The following is a 23,508-nucleotide window of genomic DNA, read 5'->3' as shown; positions in this document are numbered from 1 at the left end:
TCTGGCAACGACCAGCAGCGCTCGGCTCTTGACCAGCACGATTCCTCTGGCAACAAGCGCTCCGGCTGGCGCAGCCGGAGCGGTTGTCTCCGATCACGTACCGCAACATCCGTGGGGTCATCCATTCTGGTTCTCCTCCCGGAGTCCCGCCGGGTGGCCACTAACTCCCGTCAACCCTCGACGGGTTGGATGAAATGGTGAATTCGATGGATCGTCCGCTCCTGTCGTTGAGGTCGGCCCTGGTGTTCCTGCTGGCTCTACTCACCGGCGCGGCCGCTGGTGGGCTAACTGCTGTCACCGGGGAGGGCGCCGCGCGCAGCCTGCTCGCGGGCTTCGCCGCTGTCGGCCTAGGGGTGCCTTTCTTCAACCGCCTCATCGACACCGAGGTCAGCGCTCTTGAGCCGTCTGCCCCGGCAGGCACCGGAAGCAAGGCTGTGGAGGAGAACAATGGGTGAGTTGCGGCCTCTAGGAAACGACCTCAACGATGCTTCCCGGGCCTTGGCCGAGGCGCTGCGCGAGTTGTTCGAGGGCCTGCAGGTATCCGTCCGTCGTTACGCTGCGCGGCGTCAGCGTGACCCGGGCACGTTCTCGCGCTACCTGAATGGCACCCGGTTACCTCCGTGGCAGGTGATCAGTGACCTCTTCACAGATGTCGCCGAGCATCGTGGAACCGCGGTTACCACCGAGGCCATCGAGTTCGTACGGGGCTTGTACGGATCGGCGGTGGACGCGTCCTCCTCCCCTAAGCACGCCGTGGAGATCCTCGAGGAACAGCTCGCCGCCGCCGACCGAATCTCCCGACGGTCCAGCGTCCGTGGCGACGTACTGGGCGATGCGCTGCTGGATCGAGCGGAACGCATCGCTGACCTGGAGACGCGGCTCAACCAGCTTGAGGCCGACCGCATCGCTGAGCAGAGGCGGGCGGACGCCCTCGCGGCGGCACACCCAGACATCCCCGGCCTACTCCAGGAGCGCAACGCACTGCAAAGGGAAGTCGAGCGGCTCGGAGCCGACCTCAGGGAGGCACAAGCCCAGCGCGTGGCCGCAGAAGACCGCTGCACCTTGCTTGAACGTCAGCTGGATGCCGTCGAAACGGTCACGACAACAGCACCATCCGCAGCAATCCAAGCCATGCCCAAGATCCTCATCGTTGACGACCAGCCGAACAATCTACTCGCGATGACCGCAGTCCTGGCCACACTCGACCAAGAGCTCGTCACCGTTCTGTCTGGTCGAGAAGCACTCAAGGCGCTCCTGGACCACGATGACTTCGCGGTCATCATCATGGATGTACAGATGCCAGAGATGGACGGCTATGAGACCTGCGCTCACATCAAGCGTCGCCCCAAGAACCGAGACATCCCCATCATCTTCCTGACCGCGATGGGCGTGGACCCCGAACACTCCGCCCGGGGATACGCGGCCGGCGCCGTCGACTACATCAGCAAGCCCTTCGACCCCTGGGCCCTGCGCGCCAAAGTCACCGTGTTCACCTCCATCTACTTGGAGCGGCACAACCAGTAGGCGGCGAGGGCACCAAGCCTCAGCCGGCGCTCCGGAACCCGAGAGGGGACTGACGGGGCGGAGATCCGGGTCGCATTCATGGATGCGGGTAGCCGTGGCCCGGGGGCGGATACTCCCGGCTCGACCCCTCGGAACCCGCCAGTACACCCGCGAGGGCGATCGTGCTCACACGTCGCCCCCGTGATGCCATCGTTGACGTACAGCGCTGGAATATAGGGCGGATTTACGCGGTGGTCGCTGGAGACGGCGGAGCGGCCGTCATCTACGTTCCGTCGCTAACGGTCACCCATACCGACCATGCCGGGGCGGTGGTCGATGCCAACATGCTGCTCACTCGCCTGCGGGAGCTGGGCTGGACCCGATGTCCGAGACCAGCGACTCACCGGCGCCCTGCCGCAGATGGGATGCCGAGCTTCAGGCCGAGCGGTTCAGCGTGCGCCAGCCCGACGGAGCCCTCTGGTATGACGGGCTCCTGCCCACCAGCCAGGCCTGGCGGATCGCCGTGCGGCGCACACGCCACCTGGACCACTACACCACCGACCACAACGCCCTCGACCCCATCGTTGAGGACATCGTCACAGGGCGTGCCTTGGCCGTCCGTTCCGCTGCCCGCTGACTGGCTCGCGCCGCGAGGCGGCGTCTGCTCGAAGGCGCGAAATCGCTGGACCGACACCGACTGGCGGCGCGCCGCCGCCCGCGCGCTGGCCGCGCTCGGCGCGCAGTGGCAGACCAGCAGCGGGCCGGACCGGCGCCTGCTGGTTGGCTGCCTGCGCCAGGGCCTCGCCCTGGCCCGAGACCACCGGCTCGAACTGGGCCCGCCCCCTCCCCCACCACCTGGCTGGACGGCCCGGACGCCGTTCGAACCCGGTGGCGCCAGCTCCTGCAGGGACGGCAGAGCCTGATCAGCGTGCACCGGTGACTCGCCGCACCGGCGGCTTCAGGTGCGTTGCAACACGACTGCGCGTAGCTACGCGAGAAGCTCTTGTCGCAGGTCAAGGCCGCAACACGGGGACTGATGCACCGGGGCGTTGCACCCGCGTTGCACCACGTCCGGCCCTCCGCGGCATGGTGCTCGTGACCTGTGCCAGCGGGAGCGGCACTGTCATTTCAACGCCTTCAAGTTCGGCATGAACCGGCGCACCTGGAGGAAGCCGCCCGTAACCGCCCAGGTGAAGGACTCGCGATTGGGCCCTGGCGTGTTACCCCAGAGGCAGATCCCGACTCCAAACTCCTCCGCGAGCGCGTACAGGCCGTCGATCTGCTCGTCCGTGAGCCCGCCAGTCGTGTAGATGGTGCGAGCCATTCGAGTTCTCCTCGTTGTCGTTGCAAGCTCTAGCTGTGTTCGCTGTCAGGAAATGACGTTGTCCCAACTCCGATGGCGAACGTCCCAACTTCGCGGTCAGAGGTCACTCGGTGCACCGCCGAGCCGGCCTGGAGGCCAAGTCGGGCGGCCTGCGGGTACGAGTACGTACCCCCGCCCACTGCTACTTGCCGGCAGGGGCGGCGCAGGCGAAGCAGAAGGTGACGCTGTCGTGAATGCCGTACGCCCCGTCGGGGCGCAGGTCGCAGACGCGGATAACGTGGCGGACGACGGCTTCGGTGCCGCCGCACTTGGTGCAGACCTCGGTCGCGCCGCTCGCGAACATGCCGGCGTTGTGGACGCCGACGTACTCGGCGGCGATGACCTCCGGTGCGAAGGCCACATGGCAGAAACGGCAACGAGCGGTTTCGGGAGCCTCCCCGTCGCCGGCGACGAGCGTGTCCTGGAAGCAGCGAGTGCACTGCACGGTGCGGTCTTCGACCCCGGCGAGCTCGGGGGCGAGGCGTTCCAAGCGGGCGGCTACGAAACTCTGGATGAGGTGAAGGCCGCGGCGTACGTAGGTCATGTCGTTCTCGGCCCGGGCGCGCACTGCGGGGTCGAGAACGGGGAGCAGGGCCTCGTCCAGGAAGGCGATGAGGAAGTCCAGCACCTTGGCGGCGACGGGCTCGATGTCTTCCTGGGTGGCGTTCAGCCCGTAGTGCTGGAGCGCGTTGCGCTTCTTGTGGAGCGCGTCAAGGTTGGTGGCGGCTTCGGTGGGGATCTCGACGCCCACGATGTCGCGAAGTCGCCGTACGGCCTCGTCGGGGGCGATGCTGTTGAAGTCCCCTTGCTCGAACTTGGCCCTCGTGACCTTCCGGCGGGTGATGTCCTCGGCCACCAGAGTCCAGTGCGCTGCTTCCAGGCGTGCCTTGAGAAGGACTTCGGCTGCGGCCTGAAGGTGCAGGACCGCGTACTTCAGGGCGCGTGCACTCGGCGCCTGGCGTTCCTCATCCGGTGCCAGGAAATCCACGACGCTGACGAGGTAGTCCAGGCCGTTGTCGACGGGCGGGAACTTCAGGTCGGCGCCCGGTGTCTCCGCAGGTCGCCATATCGGCATGCGGTGGTTGTGAGGCTCGGCTCCGTCGCGAAGGCGGACCCAGAAGTCGATCTCTGCCTGATTGTCGGCAACCTTGTGACCGTCCATGGTCTGCCCACCCCTCCGCCTGTCAGTGCTTCTTGGACGAACCCTATGTAGTCACCGATCGGCCGGGACTCCCATCGGGTATCTGCTGTTGGCACCGGGTCAACTTTCGAGCAGGCCCAATTCGCTGTCGGGGCGGCACAGAGGGCACGCGATGACCGACGGCACGGTCCGCAGCACCTCCAGGACCGACTCGCGAGTGGCCGCCCGGCCCCGGCTGGTGACCTGGCAGGCTCCGGTGTGGACGCGTTCGGGGCGGCGCGTGGCACCGATGCCGTACTCGATCCACCAACGGGGTGGCTCCGGCGGCGGTCGGCGGCGAGTCCGTTCCTCGTCGGCGGCCCGGACGACGCCGATCTTCTCGTCGACGCGGGCAAGGGTGAGCTCCAGCCCAGCGGCGTATGACCAGGAGCTGGTCAAGGGCTGGCGGCAGGGGCAGGAGAGGTTCCGGCATGGCGGCTACGCCGCCTCGGCTGCTTCAGGGGCTTCGGCTGGGCGGGCCTGCCGCTTCAGCTGCATGCGGCTCTTCACCAGGATGTCGGTGGGGACGCTCTTCCAGTGGGGGTGGTCGACGACGTCGATGGACAGCTGTCGGATCTCCGCCCACATCCGGTCGACCGTCTCCTTCTGCTCGTCGCTCCAGCCGGGGCTGTCGGGCACGTCCCCGCGATGGGAGTACCGCTCGCCACGCGCCCACCCCTTCATGGGTTCCACGCTCCAGGGCAGTGCGGCCAGGTAGGCGCGGTGCTCGGCATGGGCGCGGTGGAGGCGTTCCTGGAGCTGGAGAAGGTCGTGGGGGAAGGCGGTCTCGTCGTTCACCCTTGAATCGTAAGTCTGTTCGAATATGGAAGGGAAGTCGGCGCTCCGGTTCGTGACCCGTTCGGCAGACCGGGAGGCTGACAGCTCGGATGGTGCTGCCCGGGTAGGCGCCGTGCACTGGATGAGGGGGCGACTGGAGGAGGTGATGGCCGTGGCGCGTCCCGTCTGGGCCGGAAACCTGTCATTCGGGCTGGTCAGCCTGCCCGTGGGCCTCTACACGGCTACCGACAGCCACACGATTCACTTCCATCAGCTCCAGCGCGGCACCTCCGACCGCATCCGCAACCGCCGCGTCAATGAGAGAACCGGCGACGAGGTACAGCTCGACGACATCGTGAAGGGCTACGACACCGGCGACGAGTACGTCCTGGTCGAGCCGAAGGAGCTGGACGACATCGCCCCGGGCCGCTCCCGCTCGCTGGAGATCGCCGGGTTCGTCCACTTGGCGGAGGTGGACCCGATCTTCTTCGACAAGACCTACTACCTCGGCCCGCGCAGCTCCGAGTACGGGAAGGTCTACAGCCTGCTGGAGCAGGCCCTGGCCAAGACCGGCAAGGCTGGCATCGCCACATTCGTGATGCGCCAGCACGAGTACCTCGTCGCCCTCAAGGCCGAGAACGGCCTCCTCACCCTGCACACCCTGCACTGGGCGGACGAGATCCGGGACCCGCAAGCGGAGATCGACACCCTCCCCGGGAAGGCGAAGGCGTCCGAGAAGGAACTGAAGATGGCTGAGCAACTCATCGGCGCGATGAGCATGACCTGGGACCCCGAAGAGTTCCACGACACGTTCCAGGAGAAGGTCGCCGCCCTCATCGAGGCGAAGAAGGCCGGCGAGACCGTGGAGAAGGCCGAACCCGCCGCGCAGCCGACCGGGGTGGTCGACCTGATGGAGGCCCTGCGCGCAAGCGTCGAACGCGCAGGCAGCCCGAAGGGCACCGGCGGCAAGGCCACGTCCTCGAAAGCGGCCGCCAAGAACCCTCCCCCGAAGAAGCGGATCCGCTCCGCACCCAAGGAGGACCTGAGCGAGCTGTCGAAGGCCGACCTCTACAAGAAGGCCGCCGCAGCCAACCTCCCCGGCCGCTCGCAGATGTCCCGCAACGACCTCCTGAAGGCTCTGGCCTCGTCCCGGACATAACCGTCGTTGGAGGCCAAGATGGTGCTGCGCCCACCGGTGGAGCCGATGCTGGCGCAGGCCGTGGAGTCGGTGCCTGGCCCAGGCTCGCTGGGCGAGCTCGCGTTCGAGCAGAAGTTTGACGGCTACCGGGCTCTGGCATTCACAGACAGCGGCCTGGTCCTTCAGACCCGCCAGGGCAAGTACATCCAGGACCGGTTTCCCGACCTTCGGGCCGCCGCCGAGCAGCTGCCCGACGGCCTGGTCCTCGATGGGGAGGTCGTCGCCTGGGACACCGCAGCCGGCCGCTTGTCCTTCGACGGCCTGCAACGCCGTGCCGGCTCCCGCGGCCGCACCGCCGCCGCGCTCGCGACGTCCCTGCCCGCCTTCTTCATCGCCTTCGACATTCTGCAGCTGGACGGGACCGAACTGCTTCGCCAGCCCTACCGGCAGCGTCGCCTGCGACTGGAGAACCTCTTCACCATGCACCGGCTCGCCGCGCCATGGACGCTGTGTCCGATGACCACCGACCTGGTGAAGGCACAGCAGTGGCTGGAGTCCTGGACCGAGGTTTCAGGATTGGAAGGCATCGTGGTCAAGCCCATGCACCCTCCCTACCGGCCAGGCTACAGAGGTTGGTACAAACTCCGGCGCCGCGACACGACCGAGGCGATCATCGGTGCCATCACAGGCACGCTGATCCGACCGCACCTTCTCCTGCTGGGCCGCAACGACGAGGCTGGACATCTCCACCCCGTCGGACGAACCGTGCCCCTACGTCCCGACGCGGCGCGCCTCGTCGCTGGCAGCCTGGCCGAAGCCGGCCCGGAACATCCCTGGACGGGCATGCGGTTCACCGCGGCCTGGGGCAGCCGGGACTTGCTGGAGGTGACCCTCGTTCGTCCTGAGCTCGTTGCGGAGATCAGTGCCGACACGGCCGTCGACCGCGGCGGTGTCTATCGCCACGCGGTAAGGCTGCGCCGACTCCGACTGGACATGACGACCCAGGAAGCGCCCACCTTCGGGACATGGACAGATGGGGCCGCAAGGTGAGCCGATCACAGTGAGCAAAGTGATGGGTCGGCGGGGGCGCCCTTACAAGTAGCGCGCCCCGCGGGGCGGCGGCGTTTGAGTTCAGCGGCGGCCTGCGGCCGGTCCGGCTGATGTGCGGAGATCCTCGCCGGCGACCAGGAGGGCGAGGACGACGGCGACGGCTTCGTTGCGCAGGACGCGGGCTGCTTGCTGGAGGCGGTCCGGGTCCGGGGTAGGCAGGGACAGCGCCACGCATTGGGGTTCGGTGCCGGTGCCGATGGGGACAGCCGCGCAGACGGTGCCGAGGGTGTACTCCTGCAGGTCGAGGAGGGGCTGTCCGGGGCCGCGGTCGTCGAGTTCGTCGAAGAGGATCTCTCGGTTGGTAATGGTGTGGGGGGTGAATTGCTCCATGCGGTATCGCTTGAGGTGGTCGAGGCGCTCGTCCGGGCCGAGTTGGGCAAGAAGGGCCTTGCCAACGGCGGAGGCGTGGGCGGCTTCGCGGAAGTCGACCCACTCGTGCACGGCCGGGGTACGCGGGCCGTCGGCGTACTGGGTGATAGAGACGTCGCCTTCGGTGTAGCTGGCGACGTAGACGGCCGCTCCGACTGCGTCGCGCAGGTATCCGAGGGTGTCGCGGAGCTCCCCCATGCGGTCGCGGTCGGTGGCCGCGAGCTGCAGGGCGGAGCCGGCGGCGTACACACCGGGGGTGATGGGGGTGGCGAGCTGGGCTCGGACGAGTTGCTGCAGGGCCTGGTTGAGGTGGAGCTGGCCCAAGCCGGTCTCCCGCGTGATCTGGGTGAGGCGGACACCGCCGATGTGGCGGTGGACGACTTCGAGGACACGCAGGGCCCGGTGGGCTGCGTCCAGGCTGGAGCAGGTCGGCCGCCGGGGAGCCCGGCGGGCGATCCGCGCTCCCTGCTTGGCGTCGGCGGTCAGCCCGGCCGGGGCCAGACGGGCGCAGCGGGCCAGGGCGGAGGCGAGTTGGCTGGTGGTCCTGTAGACCTCGCCGAGGGCGATGTCCTCACGGGGGACGAGGGCGGTCATCGCACGGTGCAGCGGCGGCGGGAACTGACGCAGGGCCTTGGTGTCGGTGGGCGGGTGAGCGGCCAGGTCGGTGGTGGAGATGGGTGGCGAGGACCAGATGACGGAGGCGCCCAGGGGGGATTCCAGGTCCTCGGGGATCGGCGGCAGCGCCGGCAGGCCCGTCTCGACGTCGTTGGTGGGGCTGGTGGTCTGCTCTTGCCAGTGGTGGGCGATGGTGACCTCGGCGCGGGACAGGTGCAGGAGGTAAAGGGCCCGGGCAGCGGTGGCCGAGCCGGCGCCGGCGGCGTACTGGAACCAGAACTGGGCGCCCTCCATCCGGCCAGACAGATGCAGCAGGCTCGCGAACAAAAGGGCCGAGGGCCGGCTGTATGGCCAGGCCTCCGCGTCCAGGGCGACCCGCGTGAACTCCGAGCTGTCGACCAGGTCACGGGCGAGCTGGTCGAGGGCGCGAGCGGCCCGCACGTGGCAAGCCGCGTCCAGCACCAACTGACGTTCCGCCCGGCTCGGCGGAACTCGGGAACCAGCCGCGGCAACGCCGTACGTCAGGGCACCACCGGCGGGGCGCCGCGCCGCCGCGCCCTTGCGGTGACCGACGACGCGCAGGGCGATACGGCGGCGCGCCTCCGTCTCGTCGTAGGAGGCGTAGTCGCCGGTGAAGACGTCGGCGGCCAGGAGAGCCTCGTCGTCAACTTCACTCGGCGATCCGGCGGGATTGCCGGTTGTGTCGTTCACAGGTCCTTCTCCTCTCCGGGAGTCCAGTCCAAATTGATCTTTTCGGCAAGCGTGCGGCGGGCGGTGTAGATGTGCGAGCGCACTGTGGTCGGGGAGATACCCATCAGCTGTGCGACCTGCCTCCGCTCCAGCTCCAGGACGAACGTCAGCAGCACGACGTCGTAGTGCCGCTCGGGCAGCTCGGCGATCGCCTCGTACAGACCGAGCGTGGACACCTGCTGCGCCTTCAGCCGGCGGCGGGAAGCACGCCGCAGCGCCGCGAACTGGGCGGTCTTCACCAGCGCGACCGGAACAACTTCGGCAGCTTTGTAACGTGCGACATGCTCCCGCAGCTGCGACCAGGCGAACCCCGGGAGACTCGCTTCCTGGAGCGCCTCCGGCCATACCTGCAGCAGGAACGTGAACACATCCTCGACGACAGCCGCGGCGACCTTGCCGTCGCCAAGCTCCCACTGCGCGTAGTGCAAAAAGGCCAGGTGGTTCTGCGAGTGGAACGCAACAAACTCCACCGGCATGACCCCGGCAAGCTCGACGTCGACGGCCTGCTCACCGAACGGGTCGTCCTCGGTGTCGGTCATGAACTCCCCCACGGCTGCTCCCCGGCCCCGTTCAGGCCGGCACTCGGCATGTCACGCGGCCGGTCCAGGTGACCGGCCGCCAGGCTGCGGCCCGCAGTGAGTTCGGCGGCGCCCACCCGCACCCCCGCCCCCAGCAGGCGACGAAGACCTCGCGCCACGTCAGGGGCGAACACACGCACGGCAGTTGCCCCTATCAGCGCCAGAGCGAGCGGTTCGGTGATGTCCACGGAGCAGGAAGTCCTTCCAGACGGTCTACAGGCGGTGATCCAGGCGTGCCTCCCCAGTCGGCAGCCGAGGAGCCACCCGAAGCAGCTCCTACTCATCAGACAAGCGGACCGACCTGGCGAACGTTCAGGGCATCTCCGGCAAAACTTCTGGAGCGGGCGCATCCGCTTCCCTGCGCGCCCCCCACGCGCCCGCGCACGCCCCTCAGCGGTGATATGACACCGCGCCCACTTGAGAGATCGTTTCCGCGGTGAATCCGGCCCCCCAGCCGGGTGAAACAGCAGCTCTCGGGCTGGGCACGGATTTCCGCGGTCGCTACAACCCGAGCGTGATCAAGAACCTGATGCTCCGTGGCCTGCCCGCGCTCACCCTCGCCGCACTTCCCCTCCTTACCGCCGGCACGCCCGGAGCCCATGCCGAACCGTCCCGCACAGCCGCCGCGGCGGCCGCACCGGGCACCGCCGGGCTCCGCGCCCCCATCCCGCTCTTCGATGCGATCGACCAGATCCCCCTCGCCGACGAACAGCGCGCCGGCTACAAGCGGGACCTTTACAAGCACTGGAACCGCGGGCTGAACAGCTCAGACGGCTGCGACACCCGCAAAGAGGTCATCCTGAACGAAGCGGTGGTCGCGCCCCAGGTAGCAGCCGGGTGCAAGCTGACCGGCGGATCCTGGCGCAGCCCCTACGACAACCTCGTCGTCACCGACGCCGCCCGGTTGGACGTTGATCATTTCGTACCTCTGGCCGAAGTACACGACTCCGGTGGCTACGCCTGGGACGCGGCGCGCCGCGAGGCGTATGCGAACGACCAGGCGTCCCCGGACACCCTGATCGCGGTCTCCGCTGCCTCCAACAGGAGCAAAAGCGACAAGGATCCGGCGCAGTGGCTGCCGTCGGACGGCTCGTACCACTGCACCTACGCCGCCACCTGGGTCGGCACCAAGCTCCGCTGGAACCTCGCGGCCGACGACGCCGAGCGCCAGGCCCTCCTCGGCCTCGCCGAAGACTGCCCCAACACCACCGTTGTCTACGGGACCGCCCCCTGACCCGGCCGTAGGTGCGCTGTGCAGGCCGCCACGCTCCGGCTCTGTGACTATGCGGCCTCGTGGCTCCCCGATCGACGCTGGCCGCCGCGTTAACACCTTCCGAGACGATCACCTCTTGAGCCGGCGCGAGTCCCATGCGCGCGTGCTGCCCCGGTCAGCGCCGGCCCATTCACCTAGATCAGGAGAATCACCCATGGGCAGAAGGAAGCCTGGCAAGCCGCGACGCGAGCGGAGTCAGACGTACACGCTGCAGCAGTTGCAGCCCCCCGGCTACGACGAGTGGCTCAACATCGGATCCGACTTTACGGCCGACGCAGCCGCTGTCGACTCGCGCCTCGACAAGGACGCGGTCGACCTGATGAGACGCTTTGCGCGCTTGCGGCCTCTCTACCGCGGGCTGATTCCCATGCAAGCGGTGCAGCTCGACATGGCTCTCGACGAGGGCGTCATCCCGATCAGCAAAGGCGACGACGAGCATGCCGCGCTCATCCCCATGGAGGAGATCGCTGCCCTGATGGGCGCCGACTCCAGCGGCGATGGCGTCCGAGAGAGCCTGCACCGACTGCACTCCGTCGGCGCGTTCCTGGTGGAGGAAGCCGCTGACGGCGTTCCGCTGGTCCGCATCGTCAGCCAGCCGCCGCAGCGGCCCGGAGACCCGTGGATCCTCCACGGAACCGCCGAGGACGTACTCGTGCCGTCGACCTGCATCCCCGCCCGCCCGGGCGATCTACCCACCGACGAGTTCGCAGCATTGGCGTTCATCAGAACGCACATGTCCCGGGGTACCGAACCGCTCCCTGAAGAGTTCGCGAAGCACGAGGGCATCGAATCGGTCGGACGCGCCCGCCAGCTTTTTGAAGCCGTCGCTGAACTGGCTCAAGAGAAGGGGTGCGGCACCTGCCCCTCCGCACACCTCTGCACCCGGGTGAACGAGACAAGGTGAACGGAAATCAGCTTGTCGTCCTCCACGACCGTCTCTGGGTGAACCCCAAGGGTGACGCCCACGCGCTGCAGTGTGTCGCTCGCACCACGAAGGGCGACCGCTGCCGGAACCCGATCGAGAACGGGCAAGTACTCGGCGTACGCGAATTCCAGCTCGGCTCCGCCGGATACGTCAACGCATACGGCTACTACGGCCCGTTCGAGGCTGCCGACCGCTGGCTCGCCCAGCACTGCTCCGTCCACGACGCATCGGACGTCCGTGACCACGACGCAGCCGAGCTCCGCCGGTTCGACATCACGCATGACGCCTCGTTCCTGAGGCCCTACCGGGTAGAGGCTGCCTTCGACGGCCAGCCCGCTTCCGACTGGACGCAAAGTGCGTTCTTTGAAACCAACCTCTTGGAGTGAAGTGCAAGCCAGCCAGCCAATTACTGTCGTCTGCCCCACGTGCCACAGCTGCACGGGGCAGCCGTGCACCTACGTGACGGGGCCTCGCGTAGGGGCGACCCGCACCACGCACCGAACCCGCAAGCACGATGCACAACAGCAGTACAACCGCCTTCACGGCCCAATGCCGAACCGGCACGACATCCCCGCAGACGACCGGTGGCTATACCAACCGCTGCGTGATGGCGACCTGGCCGGGCTCATCCTGGGCGTTCGCCGAGCAGTGGCCTCCGCCCTCTTCCGCCACCCTGAAGAGCTCGGCGCCCTCTACGAAGTGGCAATCGGGCAGGAGGACGCGAAGCTACTTGATCACACCACCAACATCGCGATTCTCATGGCGCTGGCCAGCGTGCCCGACCGCTCGCCGGACGGACTCGAAAATCTCGCTGCGCGGCTTGCTGCGCGTGGTTACCTGCAACGCTTCCCTGACCGATCTGTGGCGACCAACCCCGAGGCCGCCCGCCTGTTCTCGCCCGGAGAGTTGCCACAGGATGTCCTACGGGATTGGCATGCGGCGATTGATGTCATGCCGCCCTCTGCATCCTGCACCTAAGGGCTGTCCCGTAATCCCCGGCGGGCGCACGACGCCGGCTACGGCACCTCGCCGCGTTGTCGGAACGCCCGGATACGCCCAGTATGAGGACGCTCCTCCGCCTTGCGATGCACCGCATCCGACGCCGCGCGCTGATCCACCGGGGATTACGGGACAGCCCTTAGCAGCAGTCAGCTGTGGCCGCCTGCCCGCTGGAACTCCGGTCAGCCACTGGTTCGCGTCCATCTCGCCCCGCCTGTTCCGGCACCGCGGACCCATCAGCGGCACAGCTTTCGGAACGGGCATCGCCATACAACATCCCTGAGATGAGCTACCGCTCTCCGACTCCGCAACATTGCAGATATGCATGGAGTCCCGCTGCCGCCAGTCCAGTGACGTTCTGGAGCTTTGGCCAAGGGTAGAGCCGGAGGAGCATGTGGTCGTCTGCGGTCAGGCAGTCGACGTACGGCAGGGTGCGGGTCACCAGCCGGGCGAAGCCGTCGCAGGCCGACCTGACTTCCACGCCAGGCATCCCAATCCAGAGATGCAGGGTGTCGTCCTGCGCGGTCAGTTCAACCTCGACCGAGGTCTGGGCTGCGCTGGCCGCGCCTGAGCACCAGCGCAGCGCTTCGCTCAGGACGGCGAGCTGTACTGGAGCCGGGACAAAGGGACCGGCACGCAGTCCGTCATGGACCGAAATGCTGAGATGGTCGGCGGCTTCCGTCCACCAGTCTTGAAGCGTCTCGCGGACCGAAGATGTCCGCGTCTCGGCGGTCAGTACCCGTCGTACGACGGCGGCCGCGTGCTGGCGGACGGCAGGCAAGCTCGCGTCGTCACCTTGGCCGGCCGCCATACGGCTCAGAAGCGACCGCGGCCCCGTCCGGGAAATCTTCAGTACCCGCCGATACAGGCTGGCTGCCGCGTCCTGCTCCCCTACATTTCCTGTTCCGAGCACGGCCTGGGCGCGCTCCGCCCACAACCGGAACGCGTCGATGTCGCCTGTGATGAGCAAATCGGCGCCCAAGTCCCCACGCGCCGTGATCTGGGTGACCTGTCGCTCCGTGCTGGGTCCAGGCCCGTCGAGCTGCGCCTGGAGCAAGTAGCGGAGCAGTCCGTGCTGCTCCGGAGTGAGCTCCTCGAACTGCTCTACATCGCCAGGTGCGGCGAACACGTCGAGGATCTCCTGGGCGGTGGCCTTGGCGGCGTCGGTCTTGCCCAGCCGACGGTCGGGGGTTGCAGTCCACCGGTATTCGCGTCCTGCAGCGTCCTGCAGGACGGCGGTGGCTTGGTACGCCCGGAGGTGGTCTTCGCCGGAGATGCGGTACTCGTACGTGCACGCTGCGCCGTAGGGAACCAGGGTCTTATGGAGTGCGGTGGACGGATCATGCTGGTGTTCCAGCGCATTGATCCAGGTGTCGAGGACTTCAGGCCGACGTTCCAGAAGACGAGGCCCCCAGGTGCGCCAGGCAGCTGCGACCACGGCCTGCGCGGCATCGGAGACGGCTGTGCGGCTATTGGCAGTTTGGCCCCGGCTGGCGAGGAGTCCGGAGCTGAGGGCGAGTGATGTCCCGAGCAGGGCGGTCTGGTCATCCGAAGGGGTATGAAAGCGACCATCGTCGTCATCAGGAGTAAGGCCTTGGGCAAGGACGTGGTGGACTCGCGCGTGGGCGGCGAGGTGCGTGATGACGAGCGACCCGTGGTGGGCGAGGAGCTGATGGTCACGCTGATGCGAGGCGGCGACGGCGGCCTGGTTCTCGTGGGCCCATGAGGCATGGGTAAGGGCCTGGGCGAGGAGCCCGTCCGCCTGCCGGGGAAGCTCGAACATGTCGGCCAGGTCCTGGACGGCATCTCGGTGGTCCGCGGCTGGGTACGGGTAAGGCAGCGGGTCCTGTAGCGAGCGATCGCGGCGAGGTGCGGGTGGCCTCTGGTGTTGCTGCGGCAGCCCGTCCAGAAGCAGCTGCGCTGCGGCCAGGCGGGCCGTCTTCTTCGAGTTTCCTGTGCCGTGGGCGGTGCGGCCGGATCGCGTCCGGGCGGTGGCGTGGAACACCTTCTGGTGATCGGGACCTTCGGCTTCGAATTCGTAGGTCAGTCCCTCGTTGCGGAAGACGGAGTCCGCGATCGACACGGGGTCGGCCACCGGATCGGACGATCCGTCCAAGGGACGCTGGGCTGCTGGGTAGAGCCCGGAGACCAGACGGACGGCCGTCTCGTGTTCGTTCAGGAGACTCAGGGCGCCCAGGATCTGCCGGCCGACGCTCTCGAACACCGATGCCGCAGGAGAGAGGGCTTCGCCAGCGCCGAGACGTGCCAGCTGGCGGCTGGCAACCCACTGGCCAAGGGCAACCTCGGCAGCCCGGCGGCGGACAGAGTGGGCCGCGGACTGCTGTCCGGCCTTCTCCGGGCGGACCTGACGCGTGTATCCGTCGATCAGGGCGACATCGAGCATGGTGGCGCCTAGCCGGTCGAGGAGTCCGAGTACCTGCGGCGTCACGGCTTCGGTCAGGCGGCGCTCGTAGAGATGGCTGCGGTGCTCACCCGCCAATCCCAGCCAAGCGGTTGCCCCGGGTCCGGGGTACCAGCCCCGTACGGCCCGTTGGATCTCCGCGCACACTGTCGCACCGGGCACCGCCCCCAGTTCCTCGGGGGGAGCGGGCAGTGGCCGGTACGACACATCGCACGGAGTCAGCATTCGTTGAGGCCGCAAAGCCCGGGAGGAATGGTCGGCGGGGCGCTGACGGGTGCCTGTTCCCGCACTGGGCCGGGAAACCGCCGATGCCTGGTTGCGCAGCGGCCCTTGCCTGGATCCTGCCCGGTCAGCAGCTCGCCGGCCTTGCACAGCGAGGATGTCGCGCAGCTCGACGGTCAACCAGCGCGGGAGCGTCTGCGGCGCCTCAAGACCGTTGAAGAACGCCCCGGCCAGGTCCACGCAGTACGCCCACCGGTCCCACTGCGCCCGCTGGGCGTACCGCTGCCCTACCCGCCGCAGCAGTGACCGCATCCGCGGGTAGGGAACAGCCACCCCAGCGAGGCTGTACGCCGTGCGCGTCCGCGCGAGCTCGATGGCCAACGCGATCTTGTGGACAGGAGTCGGCGGTACCGTCTCGCGCAGCGCAACGATCCCGACCCATTCGTTCATGCCGTTCCTTCCCCCCAGACCGGCCCATGCCGGGGCCCCGTCCCCTCAGCTGGCTGCCATCGGCAGAGGCGGGCTCGCGTGGCCCCGACCAGGTTAGATCTCCAACACGATCTCCGGCAGGCGGTTGCGACAGCTCGACCGGCGCACAGAGGCGTGGTCGACTTCACGTGCGCCCACGCCGACGCCGCGGGGACGGTAACGGTGACGGTGACGGTGACGGCCAAGTTTCGTCCGCACATCGAGTCGTCGGCGATGTCCGCGCGTGGCACCCGCTGCCCACCTGGCACCACAGTTCTCAGGTCGCGGTGCCCCGTGCCAAGCGGCGACTGCGGACCCGGGCTCTGCGCGCGTCCTGCGCCAACCTCACGAGGTCGAACAGCACGCCTCCCATCTGCGCATCGGGAACGTAGTACAGGAGACGGCGGCTGATGGTGTCGTCCGTCGGTATGGCTCTGCCCGTGAGGTACCGCTCGACGTTGTGCGCGCTGACGATGGTGGCGAACTCCTGCTCGTAGTCGTCCCAGTCCCAGACGCCGTCCAACAGGTTGTACTTCTCCAGCGTCTCGCGCAGTTTCTCGATGAACCGCTGTTGCTCCGGAGGTACGGCAATCAGTACGGGAGCTCTGCGGTTCGCCGGCCACGCTTGCCGTTGGTCGAGCAGAGCCGAATGCCGCTCCATCCAGTTGGATGCGACGGCTGCCGTCTCGGAGTCCTTTATGCCGTAGATCCACTCCCAGTCAGGTTCTCCTCCATCGGTACGGACTGGCGGCGTGGGAATCCACCACCGCAGCAGCGTCGAGACGGTCTTCCGCTTGGGGAGTCTCCGTCCGGACAGGGCTGCGTAGAGGGCAGCCCGAGAGACCCGTGGTTCCGAATCCGCGATGTACGCGACGGAGGCCTTACCCCTCCCGAGTTTTCGCAGGTCGGACGCGAAGGCCTCCAGTTCGCTCTGAGAGGGGTCGACCGGGCTCCAACGCGCAGGCATGTGACCTGCCTCTCATTCCCAGAGGTTCATCCTGTCAACGATGTCTCGCGACATCTCTCACCACTGTAGGAGGCCCGCGTGCTCTCCGTAGGGTTCTTCATGACGGCAAAGCGGCCTCTCCCGCTGCGAGTTGTTGACCTGTTCGCCGACTCTGGGAGACCCCTGCTCCAACAGGTTGCCGTCGCACGTAGTTCCGAGCATCCGCATGCATCAGGAGGCGAAAACGGGTGCGGCCCCCCGCTCCAACGGGGGGCCGCTCATCACGTAGTCCCGAACAGCCTCCGCGCAAGTCATGGACTGGAGAAAGCCATCAGCACTTCTACCGACCCTACGGCGCCTGACCGCGCCCAGTCGAGTCGGCCCCGCCGACCCAAGACTCGCAGCTCACGTCCGACGGGCTACCCCGACCGCGGCAGTCGCCGACCGCGCCGACAGCGCGGCTGGCGGCGGCTCGTGCGAACGGCGGGCCACAGCTTCGTTCGCGGTCTCGCCACCGCTGCCGGTAGCGCCGTCGTAGCGGGGGCTATCTGGTGGGCGCAGCGCCACTAGCCAGTGTCCGGACGCTCTCGCGACGGGGCCGCCGCAACTAAGGTCCTGCCCGATAGAGCACAGGGCCGTGGGGGGCGGTCATGGGTGCGCAGCGCGCGTCGAGAGGTGACGCCGAAGGCGCCCATGACGGCCCCGGGGCCCAAACACTCAACGAGTGGGCGGCCCCGCCTCGTTCACCCCCAGGCATGCCGAGCGCCCCTGTGGTGATACCTCATCGTTGGGGAAGGCGCTGTGGCTAAGTTCGCGCGTCCCGGTGGTCTGCCTCTCCACCGCCTGCGCGATGGCCGGGTCCACCCGGGGCCGGGGCGCGGCCTGGCGGTGCGCCTCGATCGCACGGCGGTAGCCCTCCGGCGGCGTCCGACGCTCCACCGGCACGGCGGGGGTGGCCGCGGCCACCGTTGGCGGAGCTTCGTAATCATGTGGCCGTAGCCATCGGTCAGCTGTGGTGGCCGTGAGGTCGTCCGTACCCGCATGGACCGCATCCTTCGTGACCAGTGAGGTCTAGAAGAGTGTGGCTTAGTGCTGTGCGGTCGGGAACGCCAGCGAGTTGCTCCGCTGGGGTGGCACCGGGCTGGGTGGCCTGGTGTCTTCCCGCTTCTTTGCCTCGTGCCATGCGGCCTGATGGCCGTCTGGTCTTATCGGGGCTCGGCGGGCGTTTTGACTCTCCCCTGTACCGGGGGCGAGTTGTCGTGCTGCTGGGACGGCGTGCTGCGCGATGTTTCGGGCGGCGTTGAGGTCCCGGTCGATCACCAGCTTGCAGGTGTCACAGCGGAAGGTCCTGTTGGCGAGCGTCAGGCGTGGGCTTTGCCATCCGCAGTTCGAGCAGGTCTTGCTGGAGGGGTACCACCGGTCCAGAACCGCCAGGACCGAGCCGTACCAGAGGGTCTTGTAGGCGAGCTGTCGGCGGAACTCGCTTGGGGCGGCGTCGAGAACGGAGCGGTTGAGGCCGGCCTTCTGGCGCACGTTGCGACCGGGGGCCTTGACCGTGCCGCGGGCACTGGCCGTCATGCCGACCACGCTCAGGTCCTCAACGGCGATGGTGGCGAAGCCAGCCGCGAGCTGCTTCGTCACACGGTGGATGGCCGTGGCGCGCCGTTCGGCGACTTCGTGGTGAAGGCGACCCACACGCTGTCCGGCCTTGTCCCGGCGGGCAGATCCCTTCCGGGTCCGGGCGAATGCTTGCTGCGCCTTGCGCAGCCGCTTTTCGGCGGTCCGAAGGTGGCGGGGGTTCTCGACGAACGCGCTGCCGGGGTTATCGGTGTTGAGCGGTGCGGAGAGGACGGCGAGGTGTTTGACCCCGAGGTCGACTCCCACGATCCCGGCCGCTGCCTGGCGTCGGGTGGGGGTGGGGAGGGTGGTGGTCACTTTGCACAGGACGGAGGCGTACCAGCGGTGGCCGCCTCGGGAGACGGTGACGGACTGGATGACGGCTTGTTGGCGGCCGATCAGGCGGCTCAGACGTTTCGCAGATTCGTGCAGGCGGACCTCGCCGATCGCCGGAAGGCGCAGTCGCCGGTGGGTGGCCAGCCGGATGCCGGGCTTCTTCACGTCGTGGTGGAGGCGGAAAGCGTCGCGGCTGCGGCCCTTCTTCTTGAATCGGGGGTAGCCCACCTTTCGGCTGGCTCGCTTTCCGGTGAGCGATGCTAACCAGTTGGTCCAGGCACGGTCGGCGTCGGTAAACGCGGACTGGAAAGCGTACGTGTTCACCTCGTGCCACCACGGGCAGGGCCGCTCCGGCCCGTGCACGTTCTCCGGCAGCCCACCGGTCCGCGAGTCGCCTTTAATCCGGTTGAGGTGTTTCTGGATCGCAGGCTTCGACGGGATCGGGATCCGCACCTTCTTACGGGCCTGATCCTCCGGGGTGCCAGTCGCGACAAGCTGCTGGACTTCATGCCGCCACAGCTCATGCGCGGCCTTCTTCATCCCGAGCGCGTGGTTGAACGCCCACCGGGCCGCTCCCGCATGCCTCTGCAACACCTCCACCTGGGCGGAAGTGGGATCCAGCGCGAACCGGTAAGCCCGGAGAACCTCCACCTGCACGCTGAACCTCCCCCCCCATTACCTACGGATGACGAGCCGTAGCCGAATGTAAGGCACCCCACTGACAATGCGGCTCGCGTCTCAACCCGGATCACGCGGAGGACCGCAGCGGAGCCGCATGTGGAAGCATGACCGCCACCCCGGACCGCTGGGCGCGCTCGGCTCGGGCCCGGTTCAGGGCCGCGGTCTCCGTGGCGGCAAACTCGCGGCGCCGCTGCTGGACCGTGGCGTTGATCGGTGCCGGCTGGTCGTCGGCGTGCTTCTCCGGGTCGGGGAACGCCCACTGGCTGAACTCGCGCAGCACGCGGGCCTGCCGCGCGGCTGCCTCCGCGATGTCCAGCGGCACGCCTCGAGTGCGCGGGACGGCCTGGTGCGCGGCGAGCGCCCGGTGAAAGCCGGCGGCGGCCATGTCCCGGGTCCGCTCCGGAGCCGCGGGCACGGCGGCTGCTGAGGATGCCGGAGCGGCCGGACGGGGCTCCGGCACCGTGGTCTGGCCGACGGCCAGGACCCGGATGGTCCGTACCGCCTGCGTGCCGGCCGCATCGTTGGCTGCGGCGATGATCCGGGCGTTGAGCAGGCGGAGCTGGGTGGCGTACGCGGGAGAGTCGGGGCGCAGGTCCAGCTGCCCGGTCTCCGTGTGGAACGCCGTCGCCGTGACGTGCGCGGCCAGGTGCGGGGAGACGGCGGCCGCAATGTCCGGCCACCGGTCCAGAATGCTGCCGCCGGCGGTCGGGATGTCCCAGGCCCGGTCGGCCATCAGGCCCTGGAGCACAGCTCCGAAACCGGTGACCTCGCGCCCGTCACGCCGCGAGGCCGAGGTGCGGACACTGCGCCTCGCCTTCCGGGCCCCGCTTGATGCGCCGCGGGCCTTGGCGGCCTCCCGGGCCTGGTGCAGCGCGACCCGGGCCAGGTCGACCCCGGAAAGCTTCCCGGCGGCCGCCACGGGCTGCTCCTGGTCCTGCTGGGTGTGGGTGATCGTCTCGGTCATCGTGGCCTCCTACCGGTGTCCCAGGGTCATCAGCGAGCTGCGGCTGCCGCTCGTGAAGCGAAGTGCGCGCTGCACCAGGTCAGCGCCGTAGAGCCGCTCGGCGGCGAGTCGCCCGAACGCGTCGACCGTGGAGGTGATGAGCGTGGTCTCGCCGCGCATGAACTCGCCCCAGGCCGTCGCCCGCAGCTCCGCCACCTCCTCCGCCGCGAGGTCGTCGATGCTGGTCTCGGCGGGCAGGACCTCGCCCTGCGTGGTGTCCATCGGCTGCTCCTGACGGGGGATGAATGCCGCGGCCACCAGGCGGCGGACCGACTCGCTGCGCGGGGCCTGCCAGCGGCCCTCCCACTCCTGGTGGCGGGTCTGCTCGGCGCGGCGGGAGTCCCGGTACGCCTGGACGGCGCGGGCTCGGCCCTCGGCGTGCGGCCACAGGGCTACGGCACCTTTCAGCCGCCCGGCGAGGAAGCCCGACGGGCGGTGCACCCGCTCCGGGGCGTCGCCCAGGTCAAGGAACGCGATGACCTCGTCGGCGCTCCAGCCGGCGTCCGCGACCTCGCTGAGAATCCAGGCGATCCGAGGCACCGAGGCCCGGCCCATCCACGGCACCTGGCGGACCAGCTCACTAGCCAGTTGGAAACGTCGGCCGACCGCGTTCAGGCCCCGGCGACCGCCGACCTTGCCCTTGGACATCTTCGGGGTGGAGAACTGGGCTTCCCCACTGGTGAGCTTGCTCTCAGAGGGAAGCGAAGTAGTGCCGGCAGAGGGAAGACCTGAGGTACCCACCTGCATTGGGGTGCAACGGGCCTCACCGGAAACAGCCGTCACAACGCCCCGATCAGCACCCTCACCAGCAGCCCTCGCCGGGGTCCTCGAGGACGTCTTCGACCGCGGCTTGCGCACCTTCCGGGATGCCTTCTTCGCCAGCTTCGCGATCAGCTCCCGGCCGGACTCCGCGATCCCAGACACCGCCCGCGTGTACGCCGGAGCGTCCTCGTCCCGCTGCACCGTCCGGATCCCCAGCGCGACGTCGAACTCCACCGGGACCATCCGAGCGAACTCCGACGCCTGGCCGCCGTCGCCGGCTACCCGCGTGCCCTTGACGATCCAGGCGAGCAGCCCGGTCTCCCGCAGGATGCGCAGGTGGTCCTGGACCGCCCGCTCGGACAGGCCGACGCGGCGCATTAGGTACTTGATGCCCGGACGGCACGGCGACAGCGCGGCGAGTTCCTGGGCGACTCGCACGGTCGTCTGCCCGAAAGAGCGCGGGCCGTGCGACCGGTGCCGCCGCGGGTTGTAGAGCCCGGACCCGGCGACCCAGTGGACCGCCTGCATCCAGCTGTAGCCCTCGCCCGCAATCCGGCCCGACGACGTCGACAGCCACTGCGACGCCGCGGCCACGAACAGCTCGGGCATCACGGCGACCGCGTCGGCGTCATCGACGGCACCGCGCGGAGCGGGCAGCATCACGGCGGCCGGCGCCGCCACGGCGCTCACCGGCCCGCCCGAAGGTACGAGATGGAGATCATCTCGGCAGCCTTGCGCAGGCAGCCTGTGGACAGAGTCCGGGAAGCGGCGAGGACCCGGCTCGCTCCCGCCCGGCAGGCAGAAATCTTGAAGCACGTCCCGCCGGACGGGATGCGCCCCGAGGGCGAGACCACCGTGAACCCGGTTCGCCTCGCGTCGCGAGGTCCTGTGAATCTGATCAAGCAGGCGCTTGACAACGCCCTAAACAAGACGAAACGGGCACTGGTCGACTTTTCAGGGGACACCAGATCGTGCACTATGACGAGGACACCAACTTCCATAGCCAACCCGACACAGTCCGCGAGCGGACTGGTCGGCGAGTGGATGTAGGTGACAGCCCCCTCCGGGAGGAGCGGGTAGACACCGAACGGCTGGGGAGGTCTCTCCTCTCGTCCCGGTGGAGCTGAGTCGCAGAGCCCCTGTGGTGGGGGCGGTGCGGTGAGGCGCGCGCAGCCGGTGCTGACGCGGCTGTGGTGGCCGTGGTGAGTGGCCGGTGGTGCAAGTGGCCCTGATGAGGGGCCGGATACAGATGAGCGGCTTGATAAGCCGCAGCTCAGGACCGGCTGCAACCGGGACTTGAGCAGCCGACACGGGTGGTTAATCCGGTCGGTAGACGGGCCGCGCGAGGCCAGCGGGTGGTAAATCCGCTTCTTGGCGCGCGCGGTCGATGGCCACTAGGTCATCCCGACCCCCCTTCGGAGGTCGGCGTCGGCGTGCCCTCATTCAGCTCGGCAGCCTCGGGGAAACGCTCCGCGAGCCGCTTGAGCAGGTGAATGTAGACATCGCGCTGCGGACGCCGGGGAGTGCTCTTTCCCAACTCCCAACGAACTACGGCGAGGCGCTTCACGCCCACTGCGTCCGCGACGTCCTGCTGCGTGAGGTTCGCAGCGAGGCGCAGTTGAGCGCGCACGCGCGGCGGCGGCAGGACGTCGTCCAGGCCGTCCAGCAGGGCATCAACCCGCTTCAGGCGGTCCGGGTCGGACATAGCGCAGGCTCCCATGATCGATCGATCCCTGAAACATACACCATTTGATCTCAGGTGGGGGTGCGCTGCTGCCGTGAACGGCGCTGCGCCCGACGCCCGGTAGGGTCCGGGACCGTGCACCGACTCGCGCTTTTCGATCTGGACGGCACGCTGGCCGACCGACAGTCGGCCCTCAGCGACGCGTTGACATGCCTGTGCCGCTCCCGCGCGCTCTCCCCGGACGTCGAACAGTGGCTGCGCCTCCAGCTGGCCGACCGCGCGACCGTTAACGACTTCGCCCGGCTGCGGGACGCCTTCGACCTGGAGGCGTCGGCCGCGGACCTGTGGCAGGAGTACGTCGACCTCATGTCGGCCGCCGTCACCTGCCGCCCCGAGGTCCTCGAGGGTCTGGCCCGCCTGCGCGCGGCCGCCTGGACGATCGGCATCATCACCAATGGGGCTGGCGACATCCAGCGCGCCAAACTCGCCGGGACCGGCCTTGCCTCCCTGGTCGACGGCGTCGCCGCCTCGGGCGACCTGGAGATCCGCAAGCCGGACCGGCGCCTCTTCGAACTCGCGGCCACCCAGTGCGGCGTCAGCCTCGCGGACGGCGGCTGGATGATCGGCGACAACCCGGCCGGAGACATCGGCGGCGGACACCAGGCCGGCCTGCGCACCATCTGGCTGCGCGGCCGGCCATGGCCCGACGGGACCCCCGCCGCGCACCACGTCGTCGACGATGTCACCGACGCCATCACCATCCTGCTCAACGAGACCTGGGAGTAGC

Annotated in this window: 23 protein-coding genes; 10 read left to right on the top strand and 13 right to left on the bottom strand. The window is 68.5% G+C overall.

The features are described from left to right. Positions 1–194 precede the first annotated feature (194 nt). The 3 genes from AB0B01_RS12530 to AB0B01_RS12520 all read left to right on the top strand — a co-directional run bounded on the left by AB0B01_RS12530 (position 195) and on the right by AB0B01_RS12520 (position 2,140). Positions 195–455: a hypothetical protein gene (locus AB0B01_RS12530; protein WP_361716556.1), complete on the top strand. Its 261-nt coding sequence runs from the start codon at positions 195–197 to the stop codon at positions 453–455. Beyond that, positions 448–1,524 (top strand): response regulator, encoded by a 1,077-nt coding sequence (locus tag AB0B01_RS12525; RefSeq protein WP_361716497.1) that lies wholly within the window; start codon positions 448–450, stop codon positions 1,522–1,524. Before AB0B01_RS12530 ends, AB0B01_RS12525 begins: the two co-directional genes overlap by 8 nt. A 361-nt stretch (positions 1,525–1,885) precedes the next feature. Further along, complete coding sequence (locus AB0B01_RS12520; protein ID WP_361716495.1) at positions 1,886–2,140, top strand: hypothetical protein; 255 nt, start codon at positions 1,886–1,888, stop codon at positions 2,138–2,140. Between the two features lie 486 nt (positions 2,141–2,626). Here AB0B01_RS12520 and AB0B01_RS12515 read toward each other — a convergent pair whose 3' ends face one another. The 4 genes from AB0B01_RS12515 to AB0B01_RS12500 form a co-directional block, all read right to left on the bottom strand. After that, entirely contained in the window at positions 2,627–2,827 is a 201-nt protein-coding gene (locus tag AB0B01_RS12515) for a hypothetical protein (protein ID WP_361716493.1), read from the bottom strand. 181 nt (positions 2,828–3,008) lie between these two features. Further along, positions 3,009–3,941 (bottom strand): hypothetical protein, encoded by a 933-nt coding sequence (locus AB0B01_RS12510; RefSeq protein WP_361716490.1) that lies wholly within the window; start codon positions 3,939–3,941, stop codon positions 3,009–3,011. 186 nt (positions 3,942–4,127) lie between these two features. Continuing rightward, positions 4,128–4,445 (bottom strand): DUF6233 domain-containing protein, encoded by a 318-nt coding sequence (locus AB0B01_RS12505; protein WP_361716487.1) that lies wholly within the window; start codon positions 4,443–4,445, stop codon positions 4,128–4,130. Positions 4,446–4,484: 39 nt separating this feature from the next. After that, entirely contained in the window at positions 4,485–4,844 is a 360-nt protein-coding gene (locus AB0B01_RS12500; RefSeq protein WP_361716484.1) for a hypothetical protein, read from the bottom strand. A gap of 121 nt (positions 4,845–4,965) precedes the next feature. Between AB0B01_RS12500 and AB0B01_RS12495 the strand changes: the two genes are divergently transcribed. Further along, positions 4,966–5,982, top strand: coding sequence for a Ku protein (locus tag AB0B01_RS12495; RefSeq protein ID WP_361716481.1), 1,017 nt, complete (start codon positions 4,966–4,968; stop codon positions 5,980–5,982). An 18-nt stretch (positions 5,983–6,000) separates the two neighbouring features. Continuing rightward, on the top strand, positions 6,001–7,011 hold the full coding sequence (locus AB0B01_RS12490; protein WP_361716478.1) for an ATP-dependent DNA ligase: 1,011 nt from the start codon (positions 6,001–6,003) through the stop codon (positions 7,009–7,011). Between the two features lie 81 nt (positions 7,012–7,092). Here AB0B01_RS12490 and AB0B01_RS12485 read toward each other — a convergent pair whose 3' ends face one another. From AB0B01_RS12485 to AB0B01_RS12475, 3 genes are read right to left on the bottom strand one after another with little or no spacing between them, the layout of a single operon-like run. Next, positions 7,093–8,766, bottom strand: a complete 1,674-nt coding sequence (locus tag AB0B01_RS12485) for an IclR family transcriptional regulator C-terminal domain-containing protein (RefSeq protein ID WP_361716475.1) — start codon at positions 8,764–8,766, stop codon at positions 7,093–7,095. After that, entirely contained in the window at positions 8,763–9,344 is a 582-nt protein-coding gene (locus AB0B01_RS12480; RefSeq protein WP_361716472.1) for a sigma-70 family RNA polymerase sigma factor, read from the bottom strand. The genes AB0B01_RS12485 and AB0B01_RS12480 overlap by 4 nt, the downstream gene beginning before the upstream one ends. Continuing rightward, positions 9,341–9,571 (bottom strand): hypothetical protein, encoded by a 231-nt coding sequence (locus AB0B01_RS12475; protein ID WP_361716469.1) that lies wholly within the window; start codon positions 9,569–9,571, stop codon positions 9,341–9,343. The genes AB0B01_RS12480 and AB0B01_RS12475 overlap by 4 nt, the downstream gene beginning before the upstream one ends. 326 nt (positions 9,572–9,897) lie before the next feature. On the opposite strand from AB0B01_RS12475, the gene AB0B01_RS12470 reads away from it, so the two are divergent. From AB0B01_RS12470 to AB0B01_RS12455, 4 genes are all read left to right on the top strand, one after another. Further along, on the top strand, positions 9,898–10,617 hold the full coding sequence (locus AB0B01_RS12470; protein ID WP_361716466.1) for an HNH endonuclease family protein: 720 nt from the start codon (positions 9,898–9,900) through the stop codon (positions 10,615–10,617). A gap of 193 nt (positions 10,618–10,810) precedes the next feature. Continuing rightward, a complete protein-coding gene (locus tag AB0B01_RS12465; protein ID WP_361716463.1) occupies positions 10,811–11,560 on the top strand; it encodes a hypothetical protein in 750 nt (249 codons plus the stop codon). Then, complete coding sequence (locus tag AB0B01_RS12460; protein WP_361716460.1) at positions 11,557–11,967, top strand: hypothetical protein; 411 nt, start codon at positions 11,557–11,559, stop codon at positions 11,965–11,967. The genes AB0B01_RS12465 and AB0B01_RS12460 overlap by 4 nt, the downstream gene beginning before the upstream one ends. Before the next feature lie 163 nt (positions 11,968–12,130). Further along, a complete protein-coding gene (locus tag AB0B01_RS12455) occupies positions 12,131–12,559 on the top strand; it encodes a hypothetical protein (RefSeq protein ID WP_361716457.1) in 429 nt (142 codons plus the stop codon). Positions 12,560–12,869: 310 nt separating this feature from the next. Here AB0B01_RS12455 and AB0B01_RS12450 read toward each other — a convergent pair whose 3' ends face one another. From AB0B01_RS12450 to AB0B01_RS12425, 6 genes are all read right to left on the bottom strand, one after another. Beyond that, positions 12,870–15,674, bottom strand: a complete 2,805-nt coding sequence (locus AB0B01_RS12450; RefSeq protein ID WP_361716454.1) for a double-stranded RNA binding motif domain-containing protein — start codon at positions 15,672–15,674, stop codon at positions 12,870–12,872. Positions 15,675–15,969: 295 nt separating this feature from the next. After that, complete coding sequence (locus AB0B01_RS12445) at positions 15,970–16,659, bottom strand: hypothetical protein (RefSeq protein ID WP_361716451.1); 690 nt, start codon at positions 16,657–16,659, stop codon at positions 15,970–15,972. A 1,065-nt stretch (positions 16,660–17,724) separates the two neighbouring features. Beyond that, positions 17,725–19,248, bottom strand: coding sequence for an RNA-guided endonuclease TnpB family protein (locus tag AB0B01_RS12440; RefSeq protein ID WP_361716448.1), 1,524 nt, complete (start codon positions 19,246–19,248; stop codon positions 17,725–17,727). A 91-nt stretch (positions 19,249–19,339) separates the two neighbouring features. After that, positions 19,340–20,236 carry a DciA family protein gene (locus tag AB0B01_RS12435; RefSeq protein ID WP_361716446.1) on the bottom strand — a complete coding sequence of 299 codons (897 nt, stop codon included), beginning with the start codon at positions 20,234–20,236 and terminating at the stop codon, positions 19,340–19,342. Positions 20,237–20,245: 9 nt separating this feature from the next. Continuing rightward, positions 20,246–21,727, bottom strand: a complete 1,482-nt coding sequence (locus AB0B01_RS12430) for a transcriptional regulator (protein ID WP_361716443.1) — start codon at positions 21,725–21,727, stop codon at positions 20,246–20,248. 709 nt (positions 21,728–22,436) lie between these two features. Further along, complete coding sequence (locus AB0B01_RS12425; RefSeq protein WP_361716440.1) at positions 22,437–22,742, bottom strand: helix-turn-helix transcriptional regulator; 306 nt, start codon at positions 22,740–22,742, stop codon at positions 22,437–22,439. A 114-nt stretch (positions 22,743–22,856) separates the two neighbouring features. Here AB0B01_RS12425 and AB0B01_RS12420 point away from each other — a divergent pair, with 114 nt between their 5' ends. After that, on the top strand, positions 22,857–23,507 hold the full coding sequence (locus AB0B01_RS12420) for an HAD family hydrolase (RefSeq protein ID WP_361716437.1): 651 nt from the start codon (positions 22,857–22,859) through the stop codon (positions 23,505–23,507). Position 23,508: the final 1 nt, after the last annotated feature.

The sequence above is a fragment of the Streptomyces sp. NPDC044571 genome (assembly GCF_040647115.1).
GTDB lineage: Bacteria > Actinomycetota > Actinomycetes > Streptomycetales > Streptomycetaceae > Streptomyces.
This window is presented reverse-complemented; position numbering and strand designations above follow the sequence as displayed.

What these genes read in the sequence shown, in the direction of transcription:
- AB0B01_RS12530 (WP_361716556.1), top strand. Translation starts at nt 195, where the DNA reads ATGGTGAATTCGATGGATCGTCCGCTCCTGTCGTTGAGGTCGGCCCTG.
- AB0B01_RS12525 (WP_361716497.1), top strand. Translation starts at nt 448, where the DNA reads ATGGGTGAGTTGCGGCCTCTAGGAAACGACCTCAACGATGCTTCCCGG.
- AB0B01_RS12520 (WP_361716495.1), top strand. Translation starts at nt 1,886, where the DNA reads ATGTCCGAGACCAGCGACTCACCGGCGCCCTGCCGCAGATGGGATGCC.
- AB0B01_RS12515 (WP_361716493.1), bottom strand. Translation starts at nt 2,827, where the DNA reads ATGGCTCGCACCATCTACACGACTGGCGGGCTCACGGACGAGCAGATC.
- AB0B01_RS12510 (WP_361716490.1), bottom strand. Translation starts at nt 3,941, where the DNA reads ATGCCGATATGGCGACCTGCGGAGACACCGGGCGCCGACCTGAAGTTC.
- AB0B01_RS12495 (WP_361716481.1), top strand. Translation starts at nt 4,966, where the DNA reads ATGAGGGGGCGACTGGAGGAGGTGATGGCCGTGGCGCGTCCCGTCTGG.
- AB0B01_RS12490 (WP_361716478.1), top strand. Translation starts at nt 6,001, where the DNA reads ATGGTGCTGCGCCCACCGGTGGAGCCGATGCTGGCGCAGGCCGTGGAG.
- AB0B01_RS12480 (WP_361716472.1), bottom strand. Translation starts at nt 9,344, where the DNA reads ATGACCGACACCGAGGACGACCCGTTCGGTGAGCAGGCCGTCGACGTC.
- AB0B01_RS12465 (WP_361716463.1), top strand. Translation starts at nt 10,811, where the DNA reads ATGGGCAGAAGGAAGCCTGGCAAGCCGCGACGCGAGCGGAGTCAGACG.
- AB0B01_RS12455 (WP_361716457.1), top strand. Translation starts at nt 12,131, where the DNA reads ATGCCGAACCGGCACGACATCCCCGCAGACGACCGGTGGCTATACCAA.
- AB0B01_RS12450 (WP_361716454.1), bottom strand. Translation starts at nt 15,674, where the DNA reads ATGAACGAATGGGTCGGGATCGTTGCGCTGCGCGAGACGGTACCGCCG.
- AB0B01_RS12445 (WP_361716451.1), bottom strand. Translation starts at nt 16,659, where the DNA reads ATGCCTGCGCGTTGGAGCCCGGTCGACCCCTCTCAGAGCGAACTGGAG.
- AB0B01_RS12435 (WP_361716446.1), bottom strand. Translation starts at nt 20,236, where the DNA reads ATGACCGAGACGATCACCCACACCCAGCAGGACCAGGAGCAGCCCGTG.
- AB0B01_RS12425 (WP_361716440.1), bottom strand. Translation starts at nt 22,742, where the DNA reads ATGTCCGACCCGGACCGCCTGAAGCGGGTTGATGCCCTGCTGGACGGC.